The following is a 7,877-nucleotide window of genomic DNA, read 5'->3' as shown; positions in this document are numbered from 1 at the left end:
GCCCGCTGCGCCGCATAGGCGTAGTACCCGTCCTCGCTGACGCTGTTGCGGGCGAGTTCCCGACTAATCGTTGAGGCCGCCCGGCCCAGCTCTTCAGCGATCTTCCGACGCGACTTCCCGTGGGAATGAAGGTCGGCGATCCGTTCGCGGTCCTGCAGGGAGAGGAACCGTGGATCCAGCGGCTTCTCCAGAGCGGCCAGGCCTGGGAACGGGAGGGAAACGGCAGCGCCGGCAGGGGTGGTCATCGTCATCACACCACTGGTGTAATCGACCGTCCGCCCACCAGGGTAGATCCGTCCGTTTTTTGTCCGCCGGACACCGCTGTCCCATTCCTCCGCCGTGGTCCTGTGGATCCCCAGTTCACGGGCAGCCTCACGGCGGGACACTCCTTTATCGCGCAGCCTGCGGAAGTCCTCCCGCGTTGGACCGTCCGCACGTTTGCGGGCCAGTCCTGCCTTTCGAACCCACTGGTAGCACGTGTTCCGGTTCAATCCGAGCTTTGCGGCGGCGTCCGTCACACTTCCGGTTCGATCAAAGACCCTGAAGAAACCCTCCCTCTGCTGAGCAGTTGATCTCGTATGTTTCTGAGGTTCCGATGAACCATCCATTAAACGAGGCACGGTCGTTGCAACTCCCAAAACTTCGGGTGTTGCAACGACCGTTAGAACCCAAGCCATTGGTGGGGCCCGCCGTCGTGCAATCTGAACTTTTTAGTCCGGGTGGACGCTAGTGCGCGTGGTCACCGCGGCTGTACTCGTAGACCCAGCCGACCAGTGCGACCACTGCCATTCCGCCGGCGATGAAGACGATCCACCAGCCCACGGCCAGGCCGAGGAACCCGGCGGCGCAGGACAGGCCCAGCATCAGCGGCCACCAGCTCCAGGGGCTGAAGTGTCCCTGTTCGCCGGCGCCTTCGTGGATCTCGGCGTCGTTGCGGTCCTCGGGGCGCATGCCGACGCGCCGGCCGGTGAAGCCAAGGTAAGCGCCGATCATGCCGGCGAGGCCGCCCACGAGCAGCACACCGAGGATGCCTACCCATTCGGTCCAGTTATTCAGGTAACCGTAGATGAATGCCACGGGCACGAAGAAGAAGGCGCCGAAGCCAAAGATTCTTGATTCGAGTTTCACTTGGCGGTGTCCTTCTGGTCGGCGTTACCGAGAGCCGCTGCTGCCGGAGCAGGCGAATCCGCGGTGTAGGACTGGGAGAGCTCCGGGTGGTGCAGGTCCAGGGCGGGACGCTCGGAGCGGATGCGGGGCAGGGACGTGAAGTTGTGGCGCGGCGGCGGGCAGGAGGTGGCCCACTCGAGCGAGGCCCCGAAGCCCCACGGGTCATCAACTTCCACACGCTCGTTGCTGCGCCAGGTGATGTAGACGTTCCAGAAGAACGGAATCAGCGAGGCGCCGAGGACGAACGAGGAGATGGTGGAGAACTGGTTCATCCACGTGAAGTTATCCTGCGGCATGTAGTCGGCGTAGCGGCGGGGCATGCCCTCGACGCCGAGCCAGTGCTGGATCAGGAAGGTGCCGTGGAAGCCGAGGAACAGCATCCAGAAGTGGATCTTGCCGAGGCGCTCGTTGAGCATCTTGCCGGTCCACTTGGGCCACCAGAAGTAGAAGCCGGCGAACATGGCGAACACGACAGTACCGAAAACCACGTAGTGGAAGTGCGCCACCACGAAGTAGGAGTCCGAGACGTGGAAGTCCAGCGGCGGCGAGGCCAGGATGATGCCGGTGAGGCCACCGAAGAGGAACGTCGCCAGGAAGCCGATGCTCCACAGCATGGGGGTTTCAAAGGTGATGGAACCGCGCCACATGGTGCCGATCCAGTTGAAGAACTTCACGCCGGTCGGAACGGCGATGAGCATCGTCATGAAGGAGAAGAACGGCAGCAGGACCGAGCCGGTGACGTACATGTGGTGTGCCCACACGGTCACGGACAGGGCGGCGATGGAGATGGTCGCGTAGACCAGGCCCTTGTAGCCGAAGATCGGCTTGCGGGAGAAGACCGGGAAAATCTCAGAGACGATGCCGAAGAACGGCAGCGCGATGATGTAGACCTCGGGGTGGCCGAAGAACCAGAAGAGGTGCTGCCAGAGGACGGCACCGCCGTTCTCGGGATCGAAGATGTGCGCACCAAAGCGGCGGTCGGCACCGAGGGCAAACAGCGCGGAAGCCAGCGGCGGGAACGCCATCAGGACCAGGATGGACGTCACGAGGGCGTTCCAGGTGAAGATCGGCATCCGCCACATGGTCATGCCCGGGGCGCGCATGCAGATGATGGTGGTGATGAAGTTGACAGCACCAAGGATGGTGCCGAAGCCGGAGAGCGCCAGGCCGAAGACCCAGAGGTCACCGCCCACGCCGGGGCTGAACGTCGTGTTGGACAGCGGCGCGTAAGCAAACCAGCCGAAGGACGCGGCACCCTGCGGGGTGATGAAGCCGGAAACGGCAATCGTGGAGCCGAAGAGGAAGAACCAGAAGGCCAGTGCGTTCAGTCGCGGGAACGCGACGTCGGGGGCACCGATCTGCAGCGGCATGATGACGTTGGTGAAGCCGGCGAACAGCGGCGTCGCGAACATCAGGAGCATCACGGTGCCGTGCATGGTGAACAGCTGGTTGTACTGCTCTTTGGTCTGCAAGATCTGCATGCCGGGCTCGAAGAGCTCGGCACGGATCAGCAGCGCCATGATGCCGCCGAAGCAGAAGAAGATGAACGACGCGATCAGGTACATGTACCCGATCGTTTTGTGGTCGGTCGAGGTGATCCAGTTGACGACGATGCGTCCCTTGGACTTCGGTACAACGGGAGCCTCGAGGATCCCGGCGGATTGAGTGTAAGTTGCCACGTCGCTCCCCTTACTTGGTTTCGGCCGGGGCCGGGTTGCGGTCGTACTCTTCACCGAGCAGGCCGGTGTTCCCGTCCTGGCGCAGCTGGTTCATGTGCGCCTGGAACTCCGACTCGGAGACAACCTTCACGCGGAACAGCATTTCGGAGTGGTACTCGCCACAAAGTTCGGCGCACTTGCCGTCGTAGGTGCCCTCCCGGGTGGGAGTCAACCGGATGTAGTTGGTCTTGCCGGGAATCATGTCCCGCTTCTGCAGGAAGGCAGGCACCCAGAAGGAGTGGATGACGTCGCGTGCGTTGAGCTCCAGGTCAACCGACTTGTTGACCGGCAGGTAAAGGGTGGGCAGCTTTTCCTTGTCCACGTCGTTACCGGTCAGGTGCGCCTGGACGCCTGCTTCGTGGACGTCCTCGGTGACGACGTCGCCCTTCTTGTAGTTGAAGTCCCATGCCCACTGCTTGCCGCGGACGTCGACGACGACGTCGGCCGGCTTCGAGCGGTCATCGATCGACTGCTGGTCGCGGTCGGTGAAGTAGAAGAACACCAGGACCATGAACAGCGGGATCGTCAGGTAGAACACTTCAAGCGGAAGGTTGAAGCTGTTCTGGCGCGGGAAACCTACGGTGCCCTTGCGGCGGCGGTAGGCGACGACGCACCAGATCATCAGGCCCCAGGTGATGATGCCGACGACCAGCGCGGCAATCCATGAGTTGACCCAGAGGTCCATGATGAGGTCAGTGTGATTGGTGGTGCCACGCTCGGTGGGCAACCAGCCCTTCTGTACCTCTGGTGAACATCCAGTCAAAGCCAACGCGCCGGCTAGTGCCAAGCCAGTGATCGTAGTGATCTGTTTGCGTCGGCTGCCGGTTCGGTTCTGCGAACTCACAGACGGCCCTTCCTACTTGTTGCTGTTGCCCCGCGAATTACGGGCAGGGCAAACGAAAAGTTTTACTACTCGGTGTAGAGCTTACCGCTCCCCGCGAGTTTTCGCCCACATGTCCGCACCGTGCGTCGGGAGCTTTTTCCCGGTGCCGCTCGTTGAGGATCCTGCGGCACTAAGGCCGGGCAAAATGCCCGGCCTTAGTGGAAGGAATTAGTGGAAAGAATCTCCGCAGGCGCAGGACCCGCCGGCATTGGGATTGTCGATCGTGAAGCCCTGCTTGGCGATGGTGTCCTCGAAATCGATGCTGGCACCGCTGAGGTAAGGAACACTCATCTTGTCGACGACGACTTCCACGCCGTCGTAGTCGCGCACCGCGTCCCCGTCGAGCAGCCGCTCGTCGAAGTAAAGCTGGTAGATCAGGCCCGAGCAACCGCCGGGCTGCACGGCAACGCGGAGGCGCAGATCGGTGCGGCCTTCCTGTTCCAGGAGGCTGCGGACCTTTCCGGCCGCGACGTCGGTCAGCTTGACCTCGTGCGTGGCCAGCTCGCCGGCCTGGGCGGCTGTGGTGTCGGCGCTGTTTTCATTGGTTGTAGTGCTCATGGCCTACCTTCTTGCAACGGTGGTGGCGGCCCCGCTCGCACGGTGCCCGCCCCTACTTAAACGGTATGGGCTATAGCTACATGCTACTTCGCGCAGCCTTCTAGCTCTAACTTCTGACGTAACCGTGTGAGACGGCTGGATGTTCCCCCGGGGCCCAAGGCTCCGGGCGGCTAGAGCGCACCTTCGTTGTTGAGGCGCGCGAGCAGCAGGGCCTCGGCGACGATCGCGTTCCGGAAGTCGCCCAGGTGCAGCGATTCGTTGGCGCTGTGGGCGCGGGAATCGGGATCCTCGACGCCGGTGACCAGGATCTGCACGTCCGGGTAGAGCTCGGTCAGGTCGGCGATGAACGGAATGGACCCGCCGATCCCCATTTCGACGGCGGGCACGCCCCAGGCCTCGCCCAGGGCCCACATGGCCACGGAGGCGGCCTTCGAGCTGGTGTCGGTCAGGAAAGAGCTGCCGCTCTCCCCCGGGGTGAACACCACCTGGGCGCCGAACGGCGCGTGGTCCTCGACGTGCTTGCGGACGGCATCCATGGCGGCTGCGGGGTCCTGGCCGGGGGCCAGGCGCAGGCTGAACTTGGCCCGTGCCCGCGGCAGCAGCGTGTTGGAGGCCACGTCCACGGCCGGGGCGTCAAAACCGATGATGGACAGGGCTGGCTTGGTCCACATGCGCGAGGCGATGCTCCCGGTCCCGGCGAGCTTCACGCCGTCGAGCACGGAGGCGTCGGCGCGGTACTCCTCCTCGGTGAGGTCGACCACCACGTCATCGCGGCTCACCAGGCCCTTGATCGCGACGCTGCCCTCGTCGTCGTGGAGGGTCGCGATCAGGCGGGCCAACAGGGTTGGCGCGTCGAGCACCGGGCCACCGAACATGCCCGAGTGCACCGCGTGGTCCAGGACCTTGACCTCAATGGTGCCGTCCACCAGGCCGCGCAGGCTGGTGGTCAGGGCCGGAATGCCCACCTTCCAGTTACTGGAGTCGGCCACGACGATCACGTCGGCGCGGAGCAGCTCGCGGTGCGTCTCCAGGAACTGCCGGAACGTTGGCGAGCCGGCCTCCTCTTCGCCCTCGAAGAAGAACGTCACGCCGAGGCCCAGCTCGTCCCCGAGCACGCGCGTCACGGCCGAGTAGGCCGCGATGTGGGCGAGGATGCCGGCCTTGTCATCCGCGGCACCGCGGCCGAAGAGCCGCCCGTCACGTTCGACGGCGGTGAAGGGTTTGGTTTCCCACAGCGCCAGGTCACCGGTGGGCTGGACATCGTGGTGGGCGTACAGCAGAACTGTCGGCTTGCCGTCGGCGGCCGGGCGGCGCGCGACGACGGCGGGCCCGCCGGGCGTCCCGTCTTCCTTGTCGCAGCGGAGGATCTGGACGTCGTCGAAACCGCTGGCCCGCACGAGGGCGGCGACGGCGTCGGCGCTGCGGTTCAACGGGGCGGGATCAAAGCTTGGCCAGGCGATGCCCGGAATGGCAACAAGGTCCGTCAGCTGGCCGATCGTTTCGTCGAACGATTCGGCAACGGCCTGGCGGAGGGCTTCGGCATCGATGGTGCCGTCGTGGTCCATGGTGGTCAGCGGGTTCCCCGCGGTTGATGAAGTCATGGCCAAAACACTACCCGTGCGCTGGATCACGACAAACAGGGTCATCGCCGGGCCTGCGCCGTGTGGGCTGGGTCTCGGACCCGTGTCTGCGGGGTATTCTTTAGGGGTGTTTGGACGTAAAAAAGAAGCGCCATCGGCGCAGGACGTAGTTGACCAACAGGCAGCCGAGGCAGCAGCCCGGGGTACCGTGAGCGGCAAGGGCGCACCCACGCCCAAGCGCAGCGCCCAGGTGGCGGCCCGCAAGCGGCCCCTCGTGCCCGAGGACCGCAAGGCTTCCAAGGCGGCCGAGCGCGCAGCCGTCGCGGACCAGCGGCTCAAGATGCGGCAGGCCATGGACAGCGGTGACGAGAAGTTCCTGCCCTTGCGCGACAAGGGTCCGCAGAAGCGGTTCGCCCGTGACTACGTTGATGCCCGCTTCAGCCTGGGCGAGTACCTCATGTTCGGGGCCCTGCTGTTCGTCATCATCTCGCTGCTGGTGCCGGCCTCCAGCGCGCAGATGATCTACGTCCTGGGCGGCTTCTGGGTCATGTTCCTCGCGGTCTTCGTGGACGTCTTCATCCTCTCCCGCAAGCTCAAGAAGCGTCTCGGCGAAAAGTTCGGCGAGGTGGAGCGCGGCACCGTCTGGTACGGCTCCATGCGCTCCCTGCAGTTCCGCCGCCTCCGCCTGCCCAAGCCCCAGGTCAACCGCGGCGACTTCCCCGCCTGACCTTCCCTCCCACTCGTCTTCAACCGAGAAGCCCCCGGTGTCATCTGCCGGGGGCTTCTCGTTTGCAGCGATCGGTCCGGGGCCGATCGCCCCGTGATGCCTAGCGCCGGCTCGGGTGCATGGCCAGCAGCCGGTTGATGCGGGCGGCCCAGAAGGGGCCCTCGTAGAGGAAAGCCGTGTAGCCCTGGACCAGGGTGGCACCGGCGTCCAGCCGTGCCTGCACATCCTGTGCGGTTTCGACGCCGCCCACCGAGACGAGGGTCAGCGCTCCGCCGGTCACGGACTTGAGCCGGGCCAAGACCTCCAGGGACCGTTGCTTCAGGGGCGCCCCGGAAAGACCTCCGGCCCCGCACGCTTCAACCTTCTCCGGGCTGGAGACGAGCCCGGTGCGGGCGATCGTGGTGTTGGTGGCAATAATGCCGTCCAGCTTAAGATCCAGCGCCAGCCGCGCCACGTCGTCGATGTCCTCATCGCTGAGGTCGGGCGCGATCTTGACCAGGAGGGGAACGTGGCGGCCTGCGGCCTTGTCCGCCTCCTCGCCCACGGCGGTCAGCAGCGGGCGCAGTGTCTCCACGTCCTGCAGCAGCCGGAGGCCGGGCGTGTTGGGCGAGCTGACGTTCACCACAAGATAGTCGGCCGCGGGGGCCAGACTGCGCGCACTGATGAGGTAATCGGACACCGCATCCTCGAGTCCCACCACCTTGCTCTTGCCGATGTTGACCCCGATCACGGGCCGCACACCGGGCCGGTGGCGCTGCAGGGCGGCGCGGGCGGACTTCAGCCGCGGGGCTACCGCCGCGGCGCCGTCGTTATTGAACCCCATCCGGTTGATGACGGCCCTGTCCTCCACAAGGCGGAACAGCCGCGGCGCCGGGTTCCCGGGCTGGGCCTGACCGGTGATGGTGCCGACTTCCACATGGCCAAAGCCGAGCTCGGTCAGCGCCTCAATGCCGTGGCCTTCCTTGTCGAAGCCGGCCGCAAGTCCGAACGGTGAGGGGAACGTCAGGCCGAAGGCCTCGGTCTGCAGGGACGCCGCCGGGGCGGTGGACTTCTGCAGCAGCCGCCCAGCGCCGCAGCTGTGGGCGAGCCGGATGGCCTTGAAACCGATCTTATGGGCGCGTTCGGCGTCCATCCATGAGAAGGCCAGCCGGAAGAATGTGGGATATACGCGCATGCCTCTAGTTTTCCGGTTCGGGCCGCGCAGACCAAACCAGCACTCGGGCGGACGCCCGTTGTGACTGCGG

The 7,877-nt window shown here is 65.0% G+C and carries 8 protein-coding genes; 1 reads left to right on the top strand and 7 read right to left on the bottom strand.

Going from position 1 to position 7,877, the window contains the following annotated elements; translation table 11 throughout:
- The 6 genes from M2428_RS10695 to M2428_RS10670 all read right to left on the bottom strand — a co-directional run.
- Positions 1–251 (bottom strand): helix-turn-helix domain-containing protein (locus M2428_RS10695; protein ID WP_277525929.1); only part of this gene is annotated, 251 nt, incomplete at its 3' end.
- Positions 252–726: 475 nt separating this feature from the next.
- Positions 727–1,128, bottom strand: coding sequence for a cytochrome c oxidase subunit 4 (locus M2428_RS10690; protein WP_277525928.1), 402 nt, complete (start codon positions 1,126–1,128; stop codon positions 727–729).
- Entirely contained in the window at positions 1,125–2,846 is a 1,722-nt protein-coding gene (ctaD, locus tag M2428_RS10685; protein WP_277525927.1) for a cytochrome c oxidase subunit I, read from the bottom strand. The genes M2428_RS10690 and ctaD overlap by 4 nt, the downstream gene beginning before the upstream one ends.
- A gap of 10 nt (positions 2,847–2,856) precedes the next feature.
- A complete protein-coding gene (gene coxB, locus M2428_RS10680) occupies positions 2,857–3,729 on the bottom strand; it encodes a cytochrome c oxidase subunit II (RefSeq protein WP_277525926.1) in 873 nt (290 codons plus the stop codon).
- 207 nt (positions 3,730–3,936) lie between these two features.
- Positions 3,937–4,326 carry an iron-sulfur cluster assembly accessory protein gene (locus tag M2428_RS10675; RefSeq protein ID WP_090580934.1) on the bottom strand — a complete coding sequence of 130 codons (390 nt, stop codon included), beginning with the start codon at positions 4,324–4,326 and terminating at the stop codon, positions 3,937–3,939.
- Positions 4,327–4,496: 170 nt separating this feature from the next.
- Complete coding sequence (locus M2428_RS10670) at positions 4,497–5,891, bottom strand: dipeptidase (protein WP_277525952.1); 1,395 nt, start codon at positions 5,889–5,891, stop codon at positions 4,497–4,499.
- A 142-nt stretch (positions 5,892–6,033) separates the two neighbouring features.
- Between M2428_RS10670 and M2428_RS10665 the strand changes: the two genes are divergently transcribed.
- On the top strand, positions 6,034–6,633 hold the full coding sequence (locus M2428_RS10665; protein ID WP_277525925.1) for a DUF3043 domain-containing protein: 600 nt from the start codon (positions 6,034–6,036) through the stop codon (positions 6,631–6,633).
- Between the two features lie 100 nt (positions 6,634–6,733).
- Here the strand turns inward: M2428_RS10665 and M2428_RS10660 are convergent, their stop codons facing one another.
- Positions 6,734–7,807 carry a quinone-dependent dihydroorotate dehydrogenase gene (locus M2428_RS10660; protein WP_277525924.1) on the bottom strand — a complete coding sequence of 358 codons (1,074 nt, stop codon included), beginning with the start codon at positions 7,805–7,807 and terminating at the stop codon, positions 6,734–6,736.
- Positions 7,808–7,877 lie beyond the last annotated feature (70 nt).

Source organism: Arthrobacter sp. ES3-54 (assembly GCF_029504395.1).
Lineage (GTDB): Bacteria > Actinomycetota > Actinomycetes > Actinomycetales > Micrococcaceae > Arthrobacter.
Note: the sequence above shows the minus strand (reverse complement) of the source record. Positions and strands in the feature narration are given on the sequence as shown.